The sequence below is a fragment of the Paenibacillus sp. S-38 genome (assembly GCF_049942825.1).
Lineage (GTDB): Bacteria > Bacillota > Bacilli > Paenibacillales > NBRC-103111 > Paenibacillus_G.
This window is the reverse complement of the sequence record NZ_CP187970.1, coordinates 7,438,664-7,464,096: the sequence shown is the minus strand read 5'-3', so window position 1 is coordinate 7,464,096 and position 25,433 is coordinate 7,438,664. Positions and strand designations below refer to the sequence as shown.

Annotated in this window: 17 protein-coding genes; 15 read left to right on the top strand and 2 right to left on the bottom strand. The window is 56.0% G+C overall.

Going from position 1 to position 25,433, the window contains the following annotated elements; genetic code table 11:
* Positions 1 to 80: 80 nt before the first annotated feature.
* The 6 genes from ACP26L_RS32465 (at position 81) to ACP26L_RS32440 (ending at position 6,483) form a co-directional block, all read left to right on the top strand.
* Entirely contained in the window at positions 81 to 1,565 is a 1,485-nt protein-coding gene (locus ACP26L_RS32465) for a family 43 glycosylhydrolase (protein WP_426449734.1), read from the top strand.
* A gap of 160 nt (positions 1,566 to 1,725) precedes the next feature.
* Positions 1,726 to 2,190 (top strand): acyl-CoA thioesterase, encoded by a 465-nt coding sequence (locus tag ACP26L_RS32460; protein ID WP_426449733.1) that lies wholly within the window; start codon positions 1,726 to 1,728, stop codon positions 2,188 to 2,190.
* A 63-nt stretch (positions 2,191 to 2,253) separates the two neighbouring features.
* Positions 2,254 to 3,462: an SEC-C metal-binding domain-containing protein gene (locus tag ACP26L_RS32455; protein WP_426449732.1), complete on the top strand. Its 1,209-nt coding sequence runs from the start codon at positions 2,254 to 2,256 to the stop codon at positions 3,460 to 3,462.
* 178 nt (positions 3,463 to 3,640) lie between these two features.
* Positions 3,641 to 4,699, top strand: coding sequence for a fatty acid desaturase (locus tag ACP26L_RS32450; RefSeq protein ID WP_426449731.1), 1,059 nt, complete (start codon positions 3,641 to 3,643; stop codon positions 4,697 to 4,699).
* Between the two features lie 51 nt (positions 4,700 to 4,750).
* Positions 4,751 to 5,887 carry a sensor histidine kinase gene (locus tag ACP26L_RS32445; RefSeq protein ID WP_426455186.1) on the top strand — a complete coding sequence of 379 codons (1,137 nt, stop codon included), beginning with the start codon at positions 4,751 to 4,753 and terminating at the stop codon, positions 5,885 to 5,887.
* Positions 5,884 to 6,483: a response regulator gene (locus tag ACP26L_RS32440; RefSeq protein WP_426449730.1), complete on the top strand. Its 600-nt coding sequence runs from the start codon at positions 5,884 to 5,886 to the stop codon at positions 6,481 to 6,483. The genes ACP26L_RS32445 and ACP26L_RS32440 overlap by 4 nt, the downstream gene beginning before the upstream one ends.
* Before the next feature lie 226 nt (positions 6,484 to 6,709).
* Here the strand turns inward: ACP26L_RS32440 and katA are convergent, their stop codons facing one another.
* Positions 6,710 to 8,170: a catalase KatA gene (gene katA, locus ACP26L_RS32435; protein WP_426449729.1), complete on the bottom strand. Its 1,461-nt coding sequence runs from the start codon at positions 8,168 to 8,170 to the stop codon at positions 6,710 to 6,712.
* Between the two features lie 1,177 nt (positions 8,171 to 9,347).
* Between katA and pulA the strand changes: the two genes are divergently transcribed.
* From pulA to ACP26L_RS32405, 6 genes are all read left to right on the top strand, one after another.
* Positions 9,348 to 11,312, top strand: coding sequence for a type I pullulanase (gene pulA / locus ACP26L_RS32430; RefSeq protein WP_426449728.1), 1,965 nt, complete (start codon positions 9,348 to 9,350; stop codon positions 11,310 to 11,312).
* A 297-nt stretch (positions 11,313 to 11,609) separates the two neighbouring features.
* Positions 11,610 to 12,326 (top strand): SIR2 family NAD-dependent protein deacylase, encoded by a 717-nt coding sequence (locus ACP26L_RS32425; RefSeq protein WP_426449727.1) that lies wholly within the window; start codon positions 11,610 to 11,612, stop codon positions 12,324 to 12,326.
* Between the two features lie 262 nt (positions 12,327 to 12,588).
* Entirely contained in the window at positions 12,589 to 12,876 is a 288-nt protein-coding gene (locus ACP26L_RS32420) for a hypothetical protein (RefSeq protein ID WP_426449726.1), read from the top strand.
* A gap of 396 nt (positions 12,877 to 13,272) precedes the next feature.
* Positions 13,273 to 13,833 (top strand): type IV pilus modification PilV family protein, encoded by a 561-nt coding sequence (locus tag ACP26L_RS32415; RefSeq protein WP_426449725.1) that lies wholly within the window; start codon positions 13,273 to 13,275, stop codon positions 13,831 to 13,833.
* Positions 13,808 to 14,377: a PulJ/GspJ family protein gene (locus ACP26L_RS32410; RefSeq protein ID WP_426449724.1), complete on the top strand. Its 570-nt coding sequence runs from the start codon at positions 13,808 to 13,810 to the stop codon at positions 14,375 to 14,377. The genes ACP26L_RS32415 and ACP26L_RS32410 overlap by 26 nt, the downstream gene beginning before the upstream one ends.
* An 11-nt stretch (positions 14,378 to 14,388) precedes the next feature.
* Positions 14,389 to 16,314: a hypothetical protein gene (locus tag ACP26L_RS32405; RefSeq protein ID WP_426449723.1), complete on the top strand. Its 1,926-nt coding sequence runs from the start codon at positions 14,389 to 14,391 to the stop codon at positions 16,312 to 16,314.
* Between the two features lie 113 nt (positions 16,315 to 16,427).
* Here ACP26L_RS32405 and ACP26L_RS32400 read toward each other — a convergent pair whose 3' ends face one another.
* Positions 16,428 to 20,999, bottom strand: coding sequence for a DUF5057 domain-containing protein (locus ACP26L_RS32400; RefSeq protein ID WP_426449722.1), 4,572 nt, complete (start codon positions 20,997 to 20,999; stop codon positions 16,428 to 16,430).
* 472 nt (positions 21,000 to 21,471) lie between these two features.
* Between ACP26L_RS32400 and ACP26L_RS32395 the strand changes: the two genes are divergently transcribed.
* From ACP26L_RS32395 to ACP26L_RS32385, 3 genes are read left to right on the top strand one after another with little or no spacing between them, the layout of a single operon-like run.
* Positions 21,472 to 23,139, top strand: coding sequence for a GspE/PulE family protein (locus ACP26L_RS32395; RefSeq protein ID WP_426449721.1), 1,668 nt, complete (start codon positions 21,472 to 21,474; stop codon positions 23,137 to 23,139).
* 18 nt (positions 23,140 to 23,157) lie between these two features.
* Positions 23,158 to 24,204 carry a type IV pilus twitching motility protein PilT gene (locus tag ACP26L_RS32390; protein ID WP_426449720.1) on the top strand — a complete coding sequence of 349 codons (1,047 nt, stop codon included), beginning with the start codon at positions 23,158 to 23,160 and terminating at the stop codon, positions 24,202 to 24,204.
* Positions 24,204 to 25,409: a type II secretion system F family protein gene (locus ACP26L_RS32385; RefSeq protein WP_426449719.1), complete on the top strand. Its 1,206-nt coding sequence runs from the start codon at positions 24,204 to 24,206 to the stop codon at positions 25,407 to 25,409. The genes ACP26L_RS32390 and ACP26L_RS32385 overlap by 1 nt, the downstream gene beginning before the upstream one ends.
* Positions 25,410 to 25,433 lie beyond the last annotated feature (24 nt).

Sequence of the window (25,433 nt, the reverse complement as noted above, 5' to 3'; positions counted from 1 at the left end):
CCGGAAACCTCATCTCAAGCATTCAAGTACGGCATCAGACGCAGGAAGAATACGAGACACGTGAAGGAGGCAGCAATCATATGAAAAAAAGAAAAACCCACCGCATGCTCACTATGGCAATCGCTTTCATCATGATGGTGGCGGCGTTCCCGTTCCAGGCCAGCGCGGCATCGACGACGTTCATCAACCCGGTGGCGCCTTATTCCTCGGCCGATCCCCACGTGATGAAGCATACGGACGGCTACTACTATTTCGTTCACACCTCGCAGGGCTGGGATAAAATCGACATCTCGCGCTCCAGCTCACTGACAGGGATCGGCAACGGCACGCGGAAGACGGTGTTCACAAAGTCTTCGGCGTACTGCACAGGCTCGAATTGCTATTCCGGCAACATCTGGGCCCCCGAGCTGAACTACATCAACGGCGCATGGTATCTCTACTTCAGCGCCGGCAGCAGTGAAGCCAACACGCCGAATCAGCGGATGTGGGTGATCAAGAACACGAGCGCGAATCCGCTCGAGGGGACGTGGTCCGCGCCGATCAAGCTGAAGGATACGGCGGATTACTGGTCCATCGACCACACGGTAGCGAATATCAACGGACAGCTGTACATCGCCTGGTCCGAGATTGCGCCGAACCAGCCGCAGCGCATCATGATCGCGAAGATGAGCTCCCCGACGGCGATCTCCGGCCGCGGGACGGTCATCTCCACGCCGACGAACTCGTGGGAGACCTCCGGCTCCCCGGTCAATGAAGGACCGGCCTTCATCACGCACGGCTCCAAGGTGCACCTGAGCTTCTCCGCGAGCGGCTGCTGGACGGACGATTACAAGCTCGGCCTGCTCAGCGCGAACCTGACGGCCGATCTGACCGTAGCGAGCAATTGGACGAAGAGCGCGAGCCCGGTGTTCCAGAAGACGGCCTCCGTGTTCGGCCCCGGCCACAACAGCTTCGTGAAGTCCCCGGACGGCACGGAAGACTGGATCGTCTACCATGCGAACGATGGCACGGGCCAAGGCTGCGCGGACCAGCGCACGACGCGGATTCAGAAGATCACGTGGAACGGCGACACACCGGTCTTCGGCACGCCGGTCAATCCGGCCGCGGCAGTGACCAGACCTTCGGGTGAGGGCACAAGCGATATCTACTACCGCATCAAGAACCGCAACAGCGGCAAGGTGATGGCTGTCGACGTTGCTTCAACCGCAGACGGTGCGAACATCCTGCAGTGGACCTACAACGGCACCGGCGACCAGCGCTGGGCGCTGGACCCGGTATCGGGCGGCTTCTTCCGGCTGCGCGCAAGCCACAGCGGCAAGGTGGCGGATGTGCTCAACCTCTCGACGGCGGATGGGGCGGATGTCATCCAGTGGCCGAACACGGGCGCGACCAACCAGCAGTGGAGCTTCGTCTCGACGAACAACCAGTACTTCGAGATTAAGAACCGCAACAGCGGCAAGCTGCTCGACGTGACGAACGGTTCGCTGGCAGACGGCGGCAATATCGGCCAGTGGTCCGATCTCAACAACACGGTGCAGCAGTGGATTTTTGAACGCGTGAATTAAGCAGCGAATCGGGAATGGCAGCGACCCTCGCAGCCATTTCCACAAGTGACAACCGGGCTCTGCCTTCGCGGCAGGGTTCGGTTTTATTTTTGTTTGGGCCGGCAAAGGGGATATAATGGGGAAAGCGAATGTTGAACTACCCGAAAGGAGATTCACCAAGATGAGCAGAGCCTCGTTTATCGGCCCCGATCCGCAGCAGTGGCTGGAGAAATTTCATTTTCATACCCCTATCAAAGTCCGGTACTGCGAGACGGATCTCTTGGGTCACGTCAATAATGTGAGCTATTTTATGTATTTTGAACAGGGACGCATCGAATATTTCGAGAATCTCGGGCTGACCGGAGAGCTGTTTACCGATGAGAAAGTATCCGTGGTCGCGGACCTCGAGTGCAAGTATCTCGCCGAAATCTTCCTGAGAGACCCGCTGCAGCTGCATGTCCGGGTGGCGAAGCTCGGCCGCTCTTCGATGGACATCGAGTACGCGCTGGTGGTGGGGGAGAATATCAAGGCTGCCGGCCGCGGAGCGATCGTATTGGTAGATAAGGCGGCCGGCCGAAGCACGCCGATCTCGGATAACGCAAGAGAGATCATCCGCTCCTTCGAGGGCAGCGGGCTGGCAGAGTGAAGCCTATACCCGGCTTCGAACGGATACGCCACAATGGAGTGGAGAAAAGGAGTGAACGGAACCATGGACAAGCCTCTAAACTCCAAAGAGCAGAGAATGCTGCTGGAGGCCCTGGAGAGGGCGAGGGAAATGAGCAGGAAAATGAAGGAGAAGGAGGATAAGAAGCTGTGGGCGGACTTCGCGCTGCCCTTGTCGCTTGGCGGCTGTCTGCCGCAGTTGACCAAGCATGAACTTTCGGAGATCCGATCGAACCTGGGGATCGAGGGTGCCTCTGCACTCAAGAAGCAGGATCTCACGGACCTGCTAACGGAGCGGATTCCCGAATTGCTTCCCTGGCTGCTTGCGCAGTGGGACGAGACCCGTTATGGCATTCTCAAGAAGCTGGCGGATCGCGGCGGACAGGGCTATGTCGAGCTGGAGAGAGAGCAGCTGCGTTATCTGAGGGAACATGGCCTGGTCTTCACAGGGGCGTATAAAGGAAAGCCGGTTCTCGCCATGCCGCAGGAGGTGGTCCAAGCCTTCAAGGCGGCGGATACGGCCGAGCTGCGGGCTCGGATCCGCCAAAACACGGAGTGGATTCAGATGACGCAGGGCATGCTCTACTACTATGGCTGCCTCAAGCCATACGAGCTGTTAGCACTGCTGAAGTCCTACACGACAATCTATCTTACCTTGCATGAATACGTGAAGCTGCTGACCGAATCACAGAAGTTTCATCATGTGGTCAGACAAGTAAGTTCAGGCTGGGTGCATATCGATGTAGACGATCCGGAACATATCCTGGAGGAACACCGTCTGCGCAAGGATGTGCCTTTCTATCCGTTCTCGAAGGAGCAGCTGCTTCTGGCCAGCGATCCGGATTATGTGGAACGGCATGCGCTGTACCGTGCTTTTGTTGATTTTATCCGGAAAGGCTACGAGCTGTCCAAGGAAGAAGCGGATGGGATCGTGGAGAATTGTGTATTTGCCATCCAGCTCGGAGACGGGCCGGGGGAGATCCTCAAGATGCTGCAGGACGAACTGGAGATCGACAGCCTGGAGCTGATGGAAGCGTTCATGCAGTATCTCGTCCCGCTTCATAACAACACCAAGCAGTGGGTTCTTAAGGGGTACAGCCCTGTAGAGCTGCGTCGGCTAAGTGAGCCTGAGCCGCAGGCGGAGGCGGGTGCAGGCGGGACGGTCATCGATTTTGCAACGGGCAGGAAAGTCGGACGCAATGACCCGTGCCCCTGCGGCAGCGGAGCGAAGTTCAAGAAGTGCTGCGGTAAGTAATTGGATGAATCTTCCATTACTTGCATCTAAGACCAGGTTATATGACAAGTGTCATGTCCTCGTCATGACGTGTATGACTGTGACGAATGAAGCGCGTTTTCTATAATAAAACTACAATACGACGCGTCTGACGTTACTTTCGTTCATATGTGTGATGATTCGAGGAGGAAAGCTTGCGATGAAACAATCGAACAACATTGCGGAGCTGAAGAAGAAGGTCGCTCCTTACGAGCAAACCGATACCACAGCGAGTATCCGCCAGCTGCTCAATACCGTAGTGCCGATGCTGCTGCTGTGGTACGGGGCTTACCTGAGCTTGTCCGTATCCTACTGGCTGACTCTGCCGATCGCAGTCGTCACCGCCGGATTTGTGGTGCGCACGTTCATTATTTTCCACGACTGCTGCCATCAATCGTTCTTCAAGAGCCGTCTGGCCAACGACACGGTCGGCTTCATCCTGGGTGTAATTACACTGTGTCCATATCAGCAGTGGAAAAACAGCCACTCCATCCACCATGCTACGAGCAGCAACCTCGACAAGCGGGGGATCGGCGACATCTGGATCATGACGGTGGAGGAATATGCCGCTGCGCCGCTGTGGCTTCGTCTCTCCTACCGCTTCTACCGCCATCCGCTGGTGATGTTCGGCCTGGGTCCGATCTTCGTCTTTCTGTTCCAGTACCGGTTCAACCGCAAGGGTGCGAAGAGCAAGGAACGCATGGACACCTACATGACGAATGTGGTCCTTGTGGGTTTGTACGCTCTGATGATCTGGCTGATCGGCTGGCAGGCATTCGTGATGGTGCAGCTTCCGGTGATGTTCGTATCGGGTCTGCTCGGCATCTGGCTGTTCTATGTCCAGCACCAGTTCGAGGATTCCTACTTCGAGCATGAGGAAGAATGGAGTTATGTCAAAGCGGCTGTCGAAGGAAGCTCGTACTACAAGCTGCCCAAGCTGCTGCAGTGGATTACCGGCAACATCGGCTTCCACCATGTGCACCACCTGAGCCCCAAAGTGCCGAACTACAATCTGGAGAAGGCGCACAACGCGACGCCTCCGCTGCAGAAGGCCACAACCATTACGCTTCGCACTTCATTCCAATCGCTGAAGTTCAAGCTGTGGGATGAGCAGGCCAAGAACTTTATTTCGTTCCGCGAGATGAAGCTGCCGCGCAGCACCTCCGAATCGGTCACGGACCGTTTGAAGGGACAGCGCCCGGGCTTGCAAGGGGAGTAAGCCTGGCCTACAATGGAATGGATAGCAGTGAATCCAAAAGGGTGGGCGGCCATGCAGAAGTGGTATCAGATTTTTCAACGGAATACGGGCCTGAGCCCTTATGTATGGGTCGTCTTCTATATCCTGCCCTTTTACTTTATATTCAGATCGTCCTCTACCTATGAAGTCGTCAGCGGGATTGTCATGATTGTGGTGTTCTTCGTCTGTTATGTGCTCTCGTTCGTGTCGAGAGGGTGGCTGATCTACTTCTGGACCACCTTGCAGATCGTGATCTCCATCGCCATGACCCTGCTGTTCGGCTATGTTTATTTTTCGCTCTTCATTGCCTTCTTCATCGGCAATCTGCAGCACCGCGCAGGGTTCATGGTCCTCTATACGATCCATCTGACGAGCACGATCGTCACGGTCAATCTCGAGTTCGTCTCCCGCAATCCCGTATTCATCTCGCAGCTGCCGTTCGTGCTGATTACCCTGCTCGCCGTCATTCTTCTTCCGGTGACGACGTATAATAGGAACCGGAGTGACAAGCTGCAGGGGCAGCTCGAGGATGCGAACAAACGGATCTCGGAACTTGTGAAGCTCGAGGAGCGCCAGCGGATCGCCCGCGATCTGCACGATACGCTGGGACAGAAGCTGTCGCTGATCGGTCTGAAGAGCGATCTGGCCGGCAAGCTGGTGCGCAAGGACCCGAACCGCGCGCTCGGCGAGATCAACGATGTCCGGCAGACGGCCCGCAGTGCGCTGAAGGAAGTACGCGAGATGGTGACCCAGATGCGCGGCACTTCGCTCGAAGAGGAACTGTTCCGGGTGCGCCAGATTCTGAAGGCCGCCGAGATCGAGTTCACGCTGGAAGGGGACCCGAAGCTCGATAACACCTCGCTGCTTACCGAGAACGTGCTCAGCATGTGCGTGAAGGAAGCCGTGACCAACATCGTTAAGCACAGCCGGGCGACCGCCTGCACGCTGACCATCCAACCGGGTCCGAGCGACCTCATCATCCGGGTGAAGGATAACGGGATCGGCATGGCGGGGGATGGGGTGTGCTTCCGGGGCAACGGCCTGCGGGGGATGAAGGAGCGGCTGGAATTTGTGAACGGAAGCCTCGACATCCGGACCGAGGGGGGAGTCCTCGTAACGATCCGGGTGCCGAATATGTTCAGTCCACCGGAGACGGAGGCGGGCCTATGATTCGAATCGTCATCGCCGAGGACCAGCGGATGCTGCTGGGTGCCTTGGCTTCGCTGCTCGACCTCGAAGAAGATATGGAGGTCGTGGGCCGCGCCGGCAACGGTGAAGATGCCGTCAAGCTGGTGCACGAGCATAAGCCGGATATCTGCGTGATGGATATCGAGATGCCGCTGAAGAGCGGGCTTGATGCCGCCGAGGAGCTCAAGGGCAGCGGCTGCAAGGTGCTGATCCTGACCACGTTCGCCCGCTCCGGTTACTTCGAGCGTGCGCTGAAGGCCGGTGCCCACGGGTACCTGCTCAAAGACAGCCCGAGCGAGGAGCTGGCGGAGTCGATCCGCAGCATCATGTCTGGCCGGCGGATCTACGCGGCGGAGCTGGTCGACGGCGACTTCAGCCAGGTGAACCCGCTGACCGACCGGGAGAAGGAAGTGCTCGCGCTGGTCGCCGACGGGAAGAACACGAAGGAGATAGCCTCGGAGCTGTATCTGACGACCGGGACCGTGCGCAACTACATCTCGGTGATCCTCGACAAGCTCGGCGTCAGCAACCGGATCGAAGCAATCACGCGGTTCAAGGAGAACGGTTGGTTCAAGTAGTATCCATACCAGGCAGTTGAGCTCAGGCGAAAGCTTGAGCTTTTTTGTTGTGAGTTGAGAAGGTATTCGTGGGGACACACGATGAAGCAGAAGCCTCAGCTCCGTCAAGCGGATACACCTGCATAAAAAGAAGCCTTGGACGCTGAATGTCCAAGGCTTTATACGGGAAAGTGTGTGAATTCGGGAGTAGTGCAATAGAAGATTCAGGTAAGACAGGAGAAACGGATTAATCCTGCTGCGGTACCGAGAGGCCGAGACCTTCGGCAATGCGTGTGCCGTATTCCGGATCTGCCTTGTAGAAGTGGCCGATCTGGCGGAGCTTGATCTCATCGCGTTCTACCGGCTTCATCGCGCCTACGATGTTCTCTACGAGACGGGCCCGCTCTTCTTCGCTCAGCAGGCGGTACAGATCGCCGGCCTGCGTGTAGTGGTCGTCTTGGTCGTAAGCGACGCTGTCGGCAAGACCGGATACCTCGAACGGAGCGGTTCTGTGCTCCGGCGATTCCTTCGGCCCGCCGTAGCTGTTCGGCTCATAGTAGGTGGAAGCTCCGCCGTTGCCGTCAAAGCGCATTTGGCCGTCACGCTGGTTGTTGTTGACCTCGACGTGAGGACGGTTGATCGGCAGCGCGTTGTGGTTCGCGCCAACCCGGTAGCGGTGAGCGTCGGCATAGGCGAAGATCCGGCCCTGGAGCATCTTGTCCGGGGAAGCTTCGATCCCTGGAACGAAGGCGCCCGGCGTGAACGCAGCCTGCTCGACCTCGGCGAAGTAGTTCTCCGGATTGCGGTCCAGCACCATGCGGCCTACCTCGATCAGAGGGTAGTCCTTCTGGGACCATACCTTCGTGACATCGAATGGATCAAAGCGGTACGTGTTCGCGTCTTCAAACGGCATGATCTGTACGTACAGTCTCCAAGCCGGGAAGTCGCCATTCTCGATGGCATTGAACAGGTCCTCGGTGTGGTAGTCCGGATGCTCGCCCGCCAGCTTCGCAGCCACGTTCACATCCATGTTCTTCACGCCCTGCTCGGTCTTGAAGTGATACTTCACCCACACCGCTTGGCCTTCAGCGTTAACCCACTTGAAGGTGTGGGAACCGAAGCCGTGCATATGTCTCAGTGTCGCAGGAATACCGCGGTCGGACATCAGGATGGTTACCTGGTGCAGGGATTCAGGGGACAGGGACCAGAAATCCCATACCGCATTGGGGTTCTTCAGGTGTGTCTGCGGGTGGCGCTTCTGCGTATGAATGAAGTCAGGGAACTTGATGGCATCGCGGATGAAGAACACCGGCGTGTTGTTCCCGACGAGGTCGTAGTTGCCTTCTTCCGTGTAGAACTTCACCGCGAAACCGCGCGGGTCACGGACCGTATCGGCCGAGCCGAGCTCGCCGGCAACGGTGGAGAAGCGGATGAACATCGGCGTGCGCTTGCCTACTTCAGAGAGGAAAGCAGCCTTCGTGTACTGGCTTACATCGTTCGTAACTTCGAAGTAGCCGTGTGCGCCTGCGCCCTTGGCGTGAACTACACGCTCAGGCACGCGCTCCCGGTTGAAGTGCGCGAGCTTCTCGATGAGGTGCGCATCCTGGATCAGGGTAGGGCCGCGGCGGCCGGCGGTCAGCGAGTTCTGGTTGTCTCCTACAGGGGCACCCCAGGAGGTAGTGAGTTTCTTGTCATTATTAGTAGTCAAAATGGTTCACCTCGTAATAGGAATGTTTGGCTCTTGGCTATAACTCTATGATAACCATTCTCAAATAAAAATCAATACTTTTTTATAATAATTCTAATTTAGTATTAAGTATAAATATATATTTGGTGAACAACCTCCTTCGCTGAACCCTAAAAAGGGGAATAAGGGATGAAACGAGCCGTCACTTCATACTTATGTCACCGGACAGGAACCTATGTATAGAATAACGCAGGAAGGGTATGTGGTTGGTAAACCCTTCCACATCCATTATAAGGGATGCTCCACTTGTGAGTCTGTCACAACGCTCACATACAGCTATCTTTTTTGCCTGGCGGCATACAGAATATGGTAGTATGGATCTTGGGCCGTAGAGGGCCGAAAAGATTCATTTAAGGTGGAGTACTGAGACCTCCTTGGTGGGCGGTGCCTCCGAGACCCCGAACCCGGCCCGCAGGACCGACAGCGCTGCGACGCTGTATGTTCCATAGCCCTGAAGATCATGACTCATAGGGGCCGCGGGACCATTAATACTGAACACATGAACGCAGGATCCTCGGCAGCTTTGGGGCATGGCAAAAAGAGATGGGACTGCGATGAACAGCGGCACGGACCGCATAGATGGATTTCAGGCGGAAGCCAGAACACACAGCTCTTGGGGATGCAGCGGGGGCTGAAGGTAATCCGCTTCTTATAGAACGGATGGTTCACGAAAAGAGGCGGGCAGCCTTTGTACCTGCCGTGGATGCAGGGGCTGACCGGCAAACCATACCTCACCGGCTAGGCATGGGGTTTGCTCTTCACTGCCTATGCCCGGAGGCAGCCCGGCCTTCAACGTAAATAGGCGGGTTGCTTATTTTGGCGGCTCGTTCAGCCCAAACGGCGGCGGACGAGCTCCCAATTGGCGGCGGTTTCATATACTGTAGTATTCCGTACTGCAGTTACAGAGTAGGGAGCTGCGTTTCAGAAGCAAGCGTGAAGGAGTTATGCTTTGGTATGTTTTGGGGCATCCTGATCCTAATACGACCATTTCATATTCGGACCGATACTGCTGCTAACGCTTTCAAACCGACGGTTCCTTTTACCAATTTGCCTCTTAACATATTCCTCCATAGTGACGACAAATAGAGTACTATCCTTTACGATGCAGCATCATCAATTCAAGCCGGGAGGGACGAACATGTCGATACAGCATGAGCTTGATTTCCATATTCATTACGGGGACCCTGAAGTGACAGGGAGTCTCGTGGTTGGCACCAAAGCATTCGACGAGGCCTTCTTCTACGAAGGGGATGACCTCGGTGTAACGTATAAACGGGAGCGGCTGTTCTTCCGCTTGTGGGCTCCTACGGCCGGTGAGGCGGTAGTGGCCCTGTACCGCGCCTGGGACGATGAGGTGGCAGGTCTCGAACTGCCGATGACCCGTGCGGAAAAAGGCACATGGACGCTCGATGTGGAAGGGGACTTCGCCGGCTGGTTCTATACGTACCGGGTGAAGATCGGCGACGGCTGGAATGAGGCGGCCGACCCTTATGCCAAGGCGGTCGGCGTCAACGGGAAGCGGGGAGCGATCCTCGACCTGCGGGAGACGGACCCGGAGAACTGGGCCGCAGATACGAAGCCGCCGATGCGCGCGGCCGTGGATGCCATCATCTACGAAGTGCATGTGCGCGATTTCAGCATTCACCCGGAGTCGGGGATGAAGCATAAAGGCAAGTACCTCGCTTTCTGCGAGAAGGGAACGCGGGGGCCTGAAGGGATCTTCACGGGCATCGACCATCTCGTCGATCTGGGGGTCACCCACGTGCAGCTGCTGCCGGTCAACGATTACTTCTACGGCAGCGTGGATGAGACGAAGCCGGGCGAGCAGTACAACTGGGGCTATGATCCGCAGAACTACAACGTGCCGGAAGGCTCGTATGCGGCCGATCCGTATCAGCCTGCTTCCCGGATCCGGGAGCTGAAGGGGCTGGTGCAGGCCCTGCACAGCCGTGGCATCCGGGTCATCCAGGATGTGGTGTACAATCATCTCTACGACGGCTACCGCGCGAATCTGGCCCAGCTCGTGCCGGGCTATTACTTCCGCTACCGGGAAGACGGCTCGCTGTCCAACGGGTCGTACTGCGGCAACGAAACGGCCTCCGAGCACCTGATGATGCGCAAGTTCATCGTCGACTCCGTCGTGTACTGGGCCCGGGAGTTCCACATGGACGGCTTCCGCTTCGACCTTATGGGGCTCCATGATGTGGGCCTGATGCAGGAGATCCGCCGCCGGCTCGATGAGATCGACCCTTCGATCCTGATCACCGGCGAAGGCTGGGTGATGGACTCCGCCTTGGCGCCAGAGGAGCGGGCGAACCAGCTCCATGCCGGCCGGATGCCGCGGGTCGCGCAGTTCAACGACCGCTTCCGCAACGCGCTGAAGGGCGACACGTTCGACAAGACGTCGCGCGGGTTCGTCAACGGCGGCTGGTACCTCGAGCATGAGATCAAGACCGGCGCCAGCGGTTCGATTCCGTATAACGAGTACACGTTCGGGTTCCCTCTTCAACCGGACCAGACGGTCAACTATGCGGAGTGCCACGACAACTTTACCCTGTGGGATAAGCTCTCCTTCGTCGGGGGCGGGGAAGCGGAAGACATTCTGCGGGCTTCGCACCGGCTGGCCTCCGCGATCGTGCTGACGAGCCAGGGTATCCCGCTGCTGCATGCAGGCCAGGAGTTCATGCGCACGAAGCAGGGCGTGGAGAACAGCTATAAGTCACCGGACGAGATCAACCGGCTCGACTGGCAGCGCTGTGCGGAGCGCAAGCATGACGTGTGGTACATGAAGGAGCTCATCGCCCTGCGCAAGGCTCATCCGGCCTTCCGGATGACGACGGCCGAGGAGATCCGCAGCCATCTGCACTTCGAGGATGCGCCGGGGGGCTGTGTCGCTTACACGCTCCGCGATCATGCGGGCGGGGATTCCTGCGAGCACCTCTACGTGCTCTATCACGCGAACCGCGGGACGGATGATCTCCCTCTGCCGCAGCTCGGCGAGTGGGAAGTTCTATTCGGCAGCGAGCATGTGCGCCGGATGGACGGACGGCTGCAGGTCGATGGCATCGGTATGGTGGTGCTTGGGGTCCGTAAGCTGTCCTGAGCTCACAGAGACGCGTCAGATGGAATTAGGAGAAGCGCTGGGTCTCTTGGCTTGGCTGAGACTCGGGGCTTCTGTGCGTGTGTGGGCTGTTGGGGGGCCTGAAGATGATGCCGGGGCGTTTGCCGGTATTTAGGGGGCTGCGCACGACCTGGCTTTTACAAGAGAACCTTTTCGCTGGAAGGGGCTCATCGTGGTACATCGATTAAGACTGACGGGGCTTGGGGTTTTTCTGGCAGGCATCAGGAATTGTATATGCTGCTATAGGCGTTTTTATTTTTCAAGGGAGGTGGAAGGGACATGCTGGACCAAGCGGCAGAGATGATCGCGTCTGCAGGTTCGCTCGTCGTGCTGACCGGAGCGGGATGCTCGGTCGATGCGGGCGTGCCGGACTTCCGTTCCCCCTCCGGCTGGTGGCGGAAGATCGATCCCCGCACAGTTGCGACCGTGGAGGCACTCGAGGGGAATTATGAACTTTTCCACGAGTTCTATGCTGCGCGTGTGGAGCATCTCAAGGGCATCCGCCCGCATGCCGGGCATACGGTGCTGCGGGATTGGGGGGAGCAGGGACGGCTCACGCTTATCGCGACGCAGAACGTCGACCGCCTGCACCAGGCGGCCGGGAACCGGGAGGTGCAGGAGCTGCACGGAACGATCCGCGAGTTCTGCTGCCATGACTGCCGCCGGGAGGCCGCCGAGGAGGCCTTCCTGAGCCGCGAAGCCTGCGGGCACTGCGGCGGCCGGCTGCGGCCGAAGGTGGTCTTGTTCGGCGAGAAGCTGCCGGAGGAGGCGTGGGACGTGTCGCTGGCAGCGATCAAGGCGGCGGACGCCGTATTGGTAGTCGGCACCAGCCTGCAGGTGTATCCGGCGAACCAGCTGCCGTACATGACGAAGGGCCGGCTGATTCTCATCGGCGCGGAGCGTACGGGACAGGAGGACCGGTTCCACGCTTTTATCCAGGGACGGGCGGCCGAGGTGCTGCCGGAGCTTCATGGCCGGGTATCCCGTAGGATTTGACACCGGCCCCGCGGCTCTGTTATATTGCTGGTAACACCAACTGAATACTCTCAAAGGGGAGTAGCTAGTACACGCAAAGTCGTCATTCCGTGGCCTCACCGCCTCCGGCTTTGTATGCGACGTTGACCACGTTGTTAGCGAGACCTTTGCCTGTCCGGCAAAGGTATGCACCCATTTACAGCCTCTGCCGGGCGATCCGGCAGAGGCTGTTCTGCATTCAGTTCAGGGCCTCGCCGGCCATTCCACGAAGGGAGTGATACTTATGATTCTGCACCTGTTTGTAACCCTGCTTGACCAGAGGAAGCGCCTGATGCAAGGGATCCGGAGTGGAAGCGACGAAGGGCGCGGAGCTGCTGCAGCATACGAACTGGAGAAAGTGGAGGGCGAGCTTGCACGCCGCTTCCGCCAATATTTCGGAAGGCCGCTGGCGCTGCCGGCCCACGGGGCTCTGCAGGCGGAGAAAGCCCAGCCGGGGCGTCAACATTACACGCTCCGGCTGCCGAAAGCCGGACGGCATCTGAGGCCTGCGGCGGCCAGCCTGCGGCTGTGAGGCCTCATGGAGCGGCCACACGGGAGTCGCGGACAAAGAACGACGGACTTAAAGGGCTGAAGGGCTGAAGGGTTGACAGGGCTGAGACCCGCCGGTGGTGGGCCGTGACCTTATCTGCCGGCAACTGCAAAAGCTTGGACTTTGATCACTCGATAGACGTACCAAAGCCGGTTGAACCCCATCCTGCGGGAGAGGACAGCCGGCTTTTTATTTTGCTCCAAGGCTAATTCCAAGCCTCTCAAATGTCGATTTAAATAATAGGGTCTGCGCTGGAAGACTGCCTTAGGCAGGCCGATCCAGCACCGGTAAAATGTAACTCCCTTGCTCTTCTGGCCCCTGTGCTACAATGAAGAGTGAGACTAAAGGCCTATTTTGATCGAGGTTGGAGGGTTGGTTGTGCGGAAGAGATTCAGAAGCGGAGAAGAAGGCTTCACGCTGATTGAGGTGCTCGCGGCGAGCGTGATCCTGGCCATTGCAGGCCTCACGATGACTGCGTTCTTCATCAACGCGATGTCTTACAATAAGGCGAACCAGAACAAGACCGTTATGGTCAATCTGGCGCGGAACGCTTTGTTTTATATGGAGAAACGGAATTTTGAGGATATGCAGTACTTTCTAGATAAATCGGCTCAGACGATCAGCACGGAGGATTGCGGGGATGATCACGCTTGTTCAGGGAAGAGCATGAATGCTCTGTTGACCGATACCGATCGGTTCCCGGGTCTGTGGGATGTGCTCAATCCCAGCGTTAACGGGATCGAGTATACCATCATGGTAAGCTATCATAAAGAGAACAAAGTCAGGGGCGGCGGCCTGGACTCTTCGATTCAGTTCGACAAGCACCTGCTGCCTGTCGTGGTCGAAGTACGGGCTAAATCGGACGATGCGCCGACAAAGTACCGATCAACGGAAGTTAGGGGGTATATCACCGATGAAAGCATTCGTAAGGCGGATTAGAGACGACGAGCGCGGGCTTACGTTGGTGGAGCTTATCGCCTCTCTATCGATTATGTCTATGGTCATGGGGACGATCTACGGTGTGATTACCTTTGGATTCAACGCCTATCACAAAGTGACGATAGAGAATGACCTGCGCAATGAGAGCGACCTTATCATGTCTGCCATTATCAACGAAATGTACGTGTTTGGGGCGGATAGTGTCAAGAAGCATAAAAACCGTACCAACGGCCAGCTGGATGGCATTACTTTGATCGATACATTATCAGATGGTAACGAAGAGGAAAAGTACCTTTTATTGAAAACCGATGGAGAGGGGCTGAGACTCTACATCGGAGGTGACGAGGAAGGATTGGCCGATGATGAAAGTCATATGGTGTTGAGATCCAAGCTTCTCCCCGGCTCCGTTATTGCATTGAAATGCCCTGGGAGTCCGGAGCCGGAGGCTTGCGGCAGCGGACTGATCGATGTGCGTATGGAGCTGGGGCAGACCTATGAGGGCAGGGAGCATAAGCTTGCGCTTCAGAGCAAATTCGGATTCTAGGAGAGATGGGCATGATACGGGAGGAACGGGGCTCGGCCCTGCTTCTGGTTTTATTTATGATCGTCGTGTTTACGATGCTCGGTATTGCCGTTACCGGAGCCGCCGTGGGGGGCGCCAAGCTGACGGTGAAGCGGGAGAATGACGTTCAGAGCCTTCATCTCGCAGAGAAGGCCTTGAATGTAGCGGCGGCCTATATTGCAGAAGAGTACAACGGAAAGCCGCAGGAAGAAATCACTTCCGAACGTCTTCAGCAAGACGTGTTGGATATTAAATCAAAATTGGAATCCGTACAGGTAACGGACAGCGGGAATTCGGGCGGCACACAGGCGGAAGCTTCTGAAACGAAGGTGGACCGGATTGGAACCATTGAGGCCATTGAAGATGCAGGAGAGAGAAATAAGGGACGCGTCCTAAGAGTCATCGCCAAGGCCGTTGTAGGCGGCGTGGAGCGCAGGCTGGTGCAGGAGATCACACTCGAAACGTATCCGCCCTTCTTGAATTATGTTATGGGCTCCAAGGGAAAGGTGAAGGTGAATGGCTCTCCGTATATGATTGGTGATATGTACGCCGGCGACCAGCTGCTCGTCAAGGATGAAGCGGAGTATTACTACAACAGTGACGAGTCCACGACCGAACCGGATCGGGAGGGTACACTGTTTCCTACCATGGATGGCAAGGTGGTTGTGAAGAACCGGGATGATATCCTGTACTGCGATACAGATGAAGGCAGCTGTACAGGGACCGCAAGGTACAAATCCTTGGGCAGCGACCCGCTGCTCGTCGAGAAACGTATAGGGGATACGTTAGGGGGTAAAGCCAGTGTAGTGGAGTACAATCAATCGTTTGCGGATATTCAGTTCAACCAATCCTTCGTTGATAAAGTGGCGGAGGCAGTAAATGCGGATAAAAATGAGCGTAAAGAATTACTACAAGAATTTGATAAGGACGGATCAAACAGCCAGGGCAAAACTCTAATGAAATACTTAGAGAACTCGAATTACGCCATTGAAGTCATCAATCCACCTGTCCCTGAGGATACGAGCGAGAAAAGCTGGGCTGATTACACTGAACAAAAAAGGGCCCTGGAAGAAAAACTGAATAAGCCGTTAAAAAAATCGATTCTGTTTCAAGGCAATCTAACATTGAATAATGCCGAAGAGGGCAGTTCACCCGGTACCTCAGAAGAAGTCGAAACCACAGAAGGAAGTGAAGTAGACACCGGGGGCGCCGGCAGCCAGATCATCATCAACCAGCTGGTGTATGAGCAGGACGTTAAAGATTTCCGAGAAGAAACCTTCACCGATTCCGATTTGTACAAAAGCAACTGGTTTATCGTTAACGGAGACCTGACGATCAACTCCGATGATACCACCCCGATTCAGGTGAAAGGCAATATCCTGGTGACAGGAAGCTTAACCATCAAAGGCAATGTAGAGATAGATGCAACGATCTTTACTTTAGGTAACAGCGGCCAATCCACGGAGATATCCGATGCCAAGATTAAGGGGATGGACGGGAAGGAGCTGCTCCTGTTCTCCAGGGAATCGATTCTGATTACAAGGGTAAACTCCTTTGATGAGATTCATGAAGAGTACAAACCTTCAGCCGAAAATAACCTTTATCAGTTGGACGCCTTTTTCTATACGGAGAAGAGTGCCGAACTTTACGGGGTCGGGTCGATCTTCTGGATCCGCGGCGGTTTTTTTGCCAAAGAAGAACTCATTCTTCATGCCGTCCGCGGTAATACGGAACCGAGCAGCAACGAGTCGTCGCTTCTCTTCAAGCCGGATGAATCCCCGCTGAAGTCAAGAATGATCCTGCAGAGTAAGGTGGGGCTGCTCGATAACCAGGGAGCCGCCCTGCCGCGGGTGGACAGCATAACGGTCAAGGTAGGTTCAAGAAAATTATGTGCAAAAGGAGAAGACTCCTGCGAATAAGCGGGAGTCTTCTTTTTTGTCTCGGAAAGGGGAAGTATTGGTACCGCTCCCGTCTACCATATGTAAAAGGGCTTCGCCATCCATAATGGATAGCAAAGCCCTTATTCTTGCGTTTAGAACCGATCACGCGTGTCGACGATAATCGATAGGGTGGCGGTGATGATGTTTCTCCCGAGCGGGTCTACATATTTAACGGTAATCTTGGCCGTTCCATTCTTAAGAGCTTGGACCATCCCGTCCTGAGTGACCGATACAAAGTTCGGACTGGAACTCGTCCAGTAGAGATGGCCTCTCAGTCGGGAATCTTTGTAGTTCAAGCCGGCAGGAAGGCTGATGGCTGGGTCAAGAACCGCTTCAAGCTGCTTCCAGAGGTCGATTTGAGCGCCGCGCTTAACCTTATAGGAGCCCGGCAGTCCGAGTCCCTTAAGAGCAGACTTGACGGTAATCGGATGAGTAACGGAGAATTCACCCGAGCCAAGTACGATCTCCGTATCCCCGGCTTGATTGCCGGTGAGCAGGACTCCACTGCCGGTCAAGGCATTCAGGGAAGCAATCTGCTCGTTACCCGTACTCCATTGGAAGCTAAGGCCGTTAGTGATTTCGGCGAGCCTGTCGGCCGAAACATTACCGGCATCAAAGCCAGCCGTCATGTTGATTGTTGAGAACTCCATGACTTCGTGGTTGCCCTGCAGCAGAAGGCTGCCTACGACAACTTGGACTGTGTCCTCAAATACATTTTTCATGGCGTCGGTGTATTTTACGGTAATGTCGGCAGTACCATTCTTTACGGCTGTGATTACACCGTTCGAATCCACTGAAACGATCGACGGATCAGAGCTCGACCAGGTCAAGTTTCCTTTCAAGCGGGCCACTTTATAATCGAAGCCGGCCGGAAGCTGAATCTCTGGTGATTCAACAAGCTTCGCGTTCAGCAAGCTCCACAAGTCTTTGGTGGTATTCGTGCCCGTAATGAGAAGCAGACTGCCGGGAAGCTCAAGGCTCTCGAGGAGCGGCTTGACCGTAATGTTCTGGGTGGCGGAGAGTACACCGAGTCCCATACGGATCTGTGCTTCTCCCGGCTTTAAGGCTTTGATCGTGATCCTGTCGCCGGTCGTGCGGCCAAGTTCGACGACATCCTCTCCGCCTAAGATACTCCACGTCGAGTTAGCTGCATTCAGAATACCGCTGACGAACGAATCGGTACCCGGGACGGACTGGGCAATCGCAAGGAAATCCCTTTGCATGAATTCGTACATTTCGCTGTCGCCGGAGATGCCGATGCCTCTTACGGAAACTTCGGTACGGTCGGTATAGAAACGGCCTTTGTCAGTAGTCAATGTGACGCTGACATGGGCTGTACCCGGCTTCTGGCCTTTAATAATCAATCCTTGAAGTGACTGGGCTCCGTCTACGATCGTCACGACGCCGCTCTTCGGCTCTTCGATCGCCCATTGGACGGTATAGGGGATCTTGAGACCCTCAGGCAGAAACGCCGCACTAAGAGTCAGCGTCTCTCCCTTATTCATAACACGTTCACCCGGTGTGATCACCACACTTGGATCTTTTACATCGACGACGAAGTCCTGGCTATAGGTGCTGTCTTTATCGGTGGCAATCGTCAGTCTCACCGCTGCCGTTCCTTCCTGCAGTCCTTCCAGAACGGCAGAAGGCTTCGTCTCGTTCGTCAGCTGAACGTTGCCTGCGCCATCCTTCACGGTCCAGCTATAGACAGTCGCGTTCTCATAGCCTTCGGATAACCGGAAGTCCAGAGCCTGCTGTTCACCCACATAGAGGGTGTCTGGTCCGATGATGGACAGCTCCGGAGCCATAACGGTAACCGCCGCCTCTCTGCTGTACTCAGCGCCTTTATCCGTTTTTACCGTAAGCTTAATGGCGGCAGTGCCCGGCTTGACGCCTGTAATCGCAGTGGTGGCCTGATCCGCGCTGGACAGCGAGATATACTCTGCGCCGCTCACCACAGACCACGAATAGGACGTTGGCGACTCGTTGGCTGTGAGCAGGCTTGCTGTCATGGAATCGGATTGGCCAACGAACAGGTTCGCCGGACCGATGATGTTCAGTCCTGGGATAATAACGTTGACGACTGCGGTTGCCGATAGATTGGATCCATCTTGGGAGACGGCTTTGATCGTGGCCTGGCCTGCCTTTAGACCTCTGATGATTCCTGTCTGGCTTACGCTGACGATATCCGGCTGAAGCGAGGTCCAGGTAAGATTCTTATTGCTCGTATCCAGCGGCAGAATGGTGGGGATCAGCCGATCTTCGTCATTCAGTCTCAGATTCTTCCCTGTGAGCTCCAGGGAGGTCATCGTGGTGACCGCATCCAGATTGAATGTATTGAACGGGAGCGTCCGCGTCACACTATGATTCAAGAGTTGATTCAGCACAAAGTCGGTAAAGGTCAGCTTCGAATTATCCAGCAAATAAGAGCCGTTCTTCTGCGGAGTGACGCTGATCTTGAAGGATACGGGATCTGCTATGAACTGGTCGCCCGAGCGGCGGTACGAAATATCCGGCAGGGTTCCTTTGACCGTATATCCGCTGGAGAGAGTCCCTTCCTTAACGAAGGTGCCCGGTCCGGCCGGAAGCTGGCTCACCGCCAGGTTGGCGGGGAACACTTCGTTGACCTGAAGACCCTTGATAACGAGATCGCTCTCTTTGATGCTCGTGCTATAGGTGACCGGGCTTGGTGTTATCGTGTAAGACAGCTCAGCCGGGGTATTCTTCTCCACCTTCGCAGCCGACATCGTACGGGCTAGCTGGAGGTTGGCCGTTACCTTCTCCACCTTGACCCCAATTTCCTTGACGGAGGTGGCGCCTTTGGCATCGGTAGCCGTTATCGTTACCGTCAGATTCCCGCCGTTTGGCAGGGGATTGGAGAAGCCTTGGGAAACCATCTCGCCGGACGACTTCTGAACGGTAGGCAGTACGGTTTGCATTTTGCCGTCGTAGGCGAACGTGACGGAAGTGGTCAGCTGGCGATCATTGAGATCGTAGTCTTCCGCCTTGTAGCTGATATAGATATCCTGGCCCGCCGGGATGATGTTATTGTCGGTCGACGTGTAGACAGCCGGCGCGTAAGCCGTAATGACCGGAGCGTGGTTCGAGCCGATATAAGCACGGAACATGGTGTTGACGAAGAGCCGCTGCTCCCAATCCGGGAAGCCGGTATTCCTGTGACCTGTTCCAGAGTAGGTCACATTTCCTTTGGAGTAAGTGTAATAGTGATTCCAGCTGTCCGTTACATCCCGGGAGCTTCCGGTGATATTGTACCAAGGCACAACGTCCCGGTCTTCCAGATCCAGGGTGAAGTACTGGTTATGCGTAAGATTGACCGAGGTACTGCTGCTTAATGCGTAAGGAAACTGGGTTAAGAGCCCTTCATTTACCTTGATGACGGACGTTGAAGTATTAGGTGCTCTTAATCCCATGTTGGTTTGCGGGGCAATCTGCCCGGTAGCGGCCTGAAAATAATTCATCCAGTTGGCGGAATTGCTGTTCGTATAGATGGTATCGTGCGTGAACATGACCGCTTGTCCTGTATTAATAAAGGTCTGTACCGCCTTGGAAGCCTGCTCGTTAATAGGAGCGTAAGTGTTGTACTCATCCCGGAATCCGAAAATGAGCATGTCATATTTCCCGTTCAGCGTGGCATACCCGGTTGTATTGAAGTCAAGAATGCTCATCGTGTCGATGGTAATCACATAGTCGTCGCTTTTCAGGTAGCCCTGCTTGATATTGGACTCGGTCTTCAAAGAGCTGTTCGAATCAATTCCCAGTTTAAGCGGGTCTGAATAGCTTTTGGGAAGAATCTGCAGCACATTAATCCGTGTCACTTCGTCCCGGAAGCGGAAAACACCGGACTTGACGTCTTTGAGCTTCGTCAGCGTGGAGCCTTCCACAATCTCCAACTTCCAGTATTGCAGTCCCGAGAAGCCTTTGGGAAGCTGGAAGCTCAGTACATTCCCCGTTTGCTTCGTTACAGGCGCCCAGGCTACGAGCTGTTCCGCACTGGTGCTCAGCACCTGATCGGCGCTGATGTACAGGTTGGCGATCAGTCCCCGCTTGGCCACATCCGCAACGTTCTTAATATCGAACTTGAAAGTAAGCGAATCCCCGTCCTGATACATAAAATCGTTGTTTGTTGTGTAATCGGTCGGTTGGGCCGTAAGCGTAAAGCGCGGCCGGACGGCTGAGCGCTCGACGAATTTCGTTTTCGCAGTAAAAGCGGTATAGCTTGCGATATCCGCATTTGCAACAAAGATCACGTTCTCTTTGGCGGTAGCCGGTTTGTTGTAAGGGCTGAAGGCCGTATACAGTTTGCCGGTCAGTACTTGATTAAGAACATCTGTGTGCAGGATAACCGGAAGTCCTTTATTCACGAAGTTATCAATAATTTCTTTGGCTTTCAGGTTGGTAATGTCATTCTGCAGGTTCGTTGTATTGTGGTTCTGTGTTGTGCCGGTGTAAGCCGGTAATCCTGCAGGATTGTAAGTCCCTTTACCAATATAAATGGCGTCGTAACGTCCGTCGAGTTCCTCACGAAGCGCCACGAATTTCTTCATCCGAAGCGTTGTCAGCTCCACCGAAGAACTTTGCCCCGCCAGGATGCCGCTCAAATCCGATGCGCCGTTGTCCGTAATCTCCAGAATTCTGGTTTTCACCACTTCATCCGCCGCATAGGCTTCGGACGGCCGAATTCCCACTGCTGACAGGGATGAGAGCAGAAGTGTAAATACGAGCAGGCGGCATAGGATTCGATGCCATAAGTGCCCCGTTATTCGCATGATGTCCCTCCAATGATGAATATAGTCCTACCCAATTAACGTCAAAAGCCTGAGCATAATGAATAGTTCTATTGTACTACTTTCAAAAGGGATAATATAGGATTGTTTTCTTGCTATAAATTGGTTAAAACCACAGTGCGTCAGTCTTTTTCGGTTTATGTGATTTTTGTTATGGAGGAAGGAGAGGGAGTAGGTTACGATAAATTTAGAAGATATAATAGAATTAATTCGACATAATTCGACAATATATCGACAAGGTCGATATTTCCTTGATTCCAGAAATTCGGGTTCAACTCTGCCGAGGAATGTCCGATATAAAGAGTAAGAAACCGATTTGGAGTGGTGCCACATGGCTCTGGTCAAGAAGAGACTCGGGGATTTGCTCGTCGAGAGCGGCATTATCTCGGAGGATCAGTTGAAAGAGGCGTTGGCCGAGCAGCGCAACACGAAACAGAAGCTCGGCGACCTGCTCATTACGCAGGGCTATATCACGGAACAGCAGCTCATCGAGGTGCTTGAATTCCAGCTTGGAATTCCGCACGTCTCGCTTTATAAATTCCAGATTGACCCGGCCATTACGCAGATCATTCCGGAGAGCATGGCCAGAAGGTACCAGGCCATTCCGCTTCAGAAGGACGGCGGCAAGCTGATGGTGGCCATGGCCGACCCGCTGGATTACTTCGCCATCGAAGAGATGCGGATGACCACCGGCTTCCGGATCGAGCCCGCCATCTCAAGTAAGGACGAGCTGCAGCGAGCCATCGCACGGCACTACGGCCTGCAGGACTCCATGAGTCAGATGATGGGCGAGATCACGACGGCAGATGAAATCAAAGAGACGGAGATCACCAGCGAGGATTCGCCGATCGTGCGGCTGGTGAACAAGATGATCCAGCAGGCCGTACAGCTGAGGGTATCGGATATTCACGTCGATCCGGGCGAGAGCAACGTCGTCATACGCTACCGGGTGGACGGATTCCTGCGTACGGAGCGTGTCATTCCTAAGCAGATGCAGGGCTTCCTGACGGCGCGGCTGAAGATTATGGCGAAGCTGAATATTGCCGAACGGCGTCTGCCTCAGGACGGGCGGATCAAGGTGAATGTCGACTTCAAGACCGTCGATATCCGGGTATCTACACTGCCGACGATTCATGGCGAGAAGATCGTGCTTCGTCTGCTTGATCTCACCACTGGAGTGAAGCCGATCGACAACCTGGGCTTCAGCTCACGCAATATCACCGTGTTCAAAGAGATGATCGCCCAGCCTTACGGCATCCTGCTGATTACGGGACCGACGGGAAGCGGGAAAACGACTACGCTATATTCCGCACTGAGTCATCTCAATAAAGAAGATACGAATATCATCACTGTCGAAGATCCGGTGGAGTATCAGCTCGAGGGCATTAATCAAGTGCATGTGAACTCCCAGATCGGCCTGACCTTCGCTGCCGGCCTTCGTTCGATTCTCCGGCAGGATCCCAACATCGTCATGGTGGGGGAGATCCGGGATACCGAGACGGCGGAGATCGCGGTGCGGGCGTCGCTGACGGGTCACTTGGTTCTGTCGACGCTGCATACGAACGATTCGATCAGTACCGTCACCCGCTTCCGGGACATGGGCATCGAGCCGTATCTGATCGCTTCCTCTCTGGTCGGCGTTGTAGCCCAGCGGCTCGTGCGCCGGATCTGTCCGGAGTGCCGCAAGCCCCACGCGCCCACGGAGCAGGAGCTGTTCTTCCTGAAAAGCCGGGGGATGGAGGCTGTCGAGAAGCTGTATAAAGGAACCGGCTGCGGGGCCTGCAACCAGACGGGGTATCAGGGCCGGGCGGCGATCCATGAGGTGCTGGTCGTCAGCGAAGAGCTGCGCCAGCTTATCAGCGAGAACGCCACGGTCCAAGAGATGAGGGCCGCGGCCTTGGAGCAGGGCCTCGTCCAGCTCATGGACGACGGCATCGCCAAGGTCATGAACGGAACGACCACCTTGCAGGAGGTGATTCGCGAGACGGTAGCGCATTAAGCGGGAAGGAGCCACCAGATGTCTAACTTGCATACATTCAACGAACTGCTGCGGACGGCTCACGAACGCGGAGCTTCCGACTTGCACATCACTGCGGGAGCCCCCCCTGTACTCCGGGTACATGGAAGTCTGCTTCCGCTGGAAGGTTCGCCATTAACCGCCGAGGATACCTCCAGCATGATTCTGGCCGTGTTGACGCCGGACCAGGCGGATCGCTTCGGCCGGACGGGAGAGGTCGACTTTTCCTATGAAGTCGAAGGGCTGTCCCGGTACCGGGTCAACGCTTACAGGCAGCGGGGTAAGGTGTCGCTTGCCGCACGGACCATTCCGGCGAAGATTCCGACGCTCGAGGAGCTGCGACTGCCGCCGGCGGTACAGTCCTTGGCACAGAGGCCGCACGGTCTTGTGCTCGTGACTGGACCGACGGGGAGCGGGAAGTCCTCTACGCTCGCGGCATTGATCAACCATATTAACAAAACGCAGCGCAAGCACATCGTCACGCTCGAGGATCCGATCGAGTTCCTGCATAAGCACGGCTCGTCGGTGATCAACCAGCGGGAAGTCGGCAGCGACACCCGCAGCTTCGCGGACGGGCTGAGGGCGGTGCTCCGCCAGGATCCGGACGTCATCCTCGTCGGCGAGATGCGTGACCTGGAGACGATCACCGCGGCGGTGACTGCAGCAGAAACCGGGCATCTCGTGTTCGCCACGCTGCACACGACGGACGCGCCGCAGACGATCGACCGGATCATCGACGCGTTCCCGGCCCACCAGCAGGGGCAGATCCGCATCCAGCTGGCCGCCGTCCTGGTCGGCGTCGTGTCCCAGCGGCTGCTGCCTAGACCCCGCGGCGAAGGCCGGACCTGCGTCACCGAGATCATGATGAACACGCCGGCGGTGGCGAACCTGATCCGCACGGAGAAGGTGCATCAGATCAAGAGCGTCATGCAGACCGGACGCCTGCAGGGCATGCATACGATGGACATGGCGATCAAGGAGCAGCTCCAGCAGGGGCTGGTTGATCCGCTGGCCGCCAAGGCGTATCTGCAGGAAGGCGGTGCCTGATGCCGCAGTTCGTCTATCAAGCCCGGCGGGGCAGCAAAACCCTGAAGGGGACGCTGACCGCGATGGACAAGTCCTCCGCGGTGGAGGAGCTCCGCAAGCAGGGACTGATGGTCCTCTCGCTGAAGCCGCAGCAGAATCAGCTGCTGTCGACGGAGATCTATATCGGGAACCCGGTCAAACCGGCCCACTTCATTATGTTCCTCCGCCAGCTGGCTACGCTGATCCGTGCAGGGGTCTCCATCGTCGAAGCGGTGAACATCCTGGCGGAGCAATCCGAGAGCAAGCCGCTGCGCAAGACGCTGCATGAGGTCAGCGGCTCCCTGGTAAGAGGTTTGACCTTCTCCCACGCCGTGCAGGAGCACAAACGGATCTTTCCGCCGATGTTCGTGAACATGGTGCGGGCCGGTGAAGAGACCGGTGACCTCGAGGGGACTCTAGACCGGCTGGCCCGCTTCTTCGAGAAAGAGCACGTCACCCGGGAGAAGATCAAGTCCGCGATGACGTATCCGTTGGTCGTTGGCTTCCTGGCCATCGCCGCGGTCGTCTACCTGCTCAAAGCGGTCGTGCCGCAGTTCGTCTCGATGTTCGAGTCGATGAACGCCGAGCTGCCGCTGGTCACCCGTATGGTTCTGGCCGTGAGCAACAGCATTGAGCACCAGTGGTGGTACTGGGTGCTGGGCGTCCTGGCTCTGGTGGTGGCCTTCATTACCGCACGACGCACGGAGAACGGTGCTTATGCTTTGGATTATCTCCAGCTGAAGGTGCCGGTATTCGGCAAGCTGAAGCAAAAGGGTTCGATCGCTCTCATGACGCGGACCCTGTCGTCGCTGTACTCCAGCTCGGTGCCGATCCTGCAGTCCCTCCACATCGTGGAGTCGGTGGTCGGCAACAAGGTCATCGGCGGATTCATCCGGAACTCGATGGATTCCCTGCAGCAGGGCCGGCCGTTGTCGGAGCCGCTGAAGAAGGCCTGGGTGTTCCCCCCTATGGTCACGCAGATGATCGCCATTGGGGAAGAGACCGGGGCGCTGGACCAGATGCTGGAGAAGGTGGCCGACTTCTACGAGATGGAAGTGGAGAATACGGTTGACCGGCTGAAATCGCTGATTGAGCCATTGCTGCTGGTTTTCCTGGCCGGCGTGGTGGGAACCATCGTTGCCGCGATTATGCTGCCGATGTTCAGCATGTATTCCAATATTGGATAACCGCACTTGTTATCATACATCAAT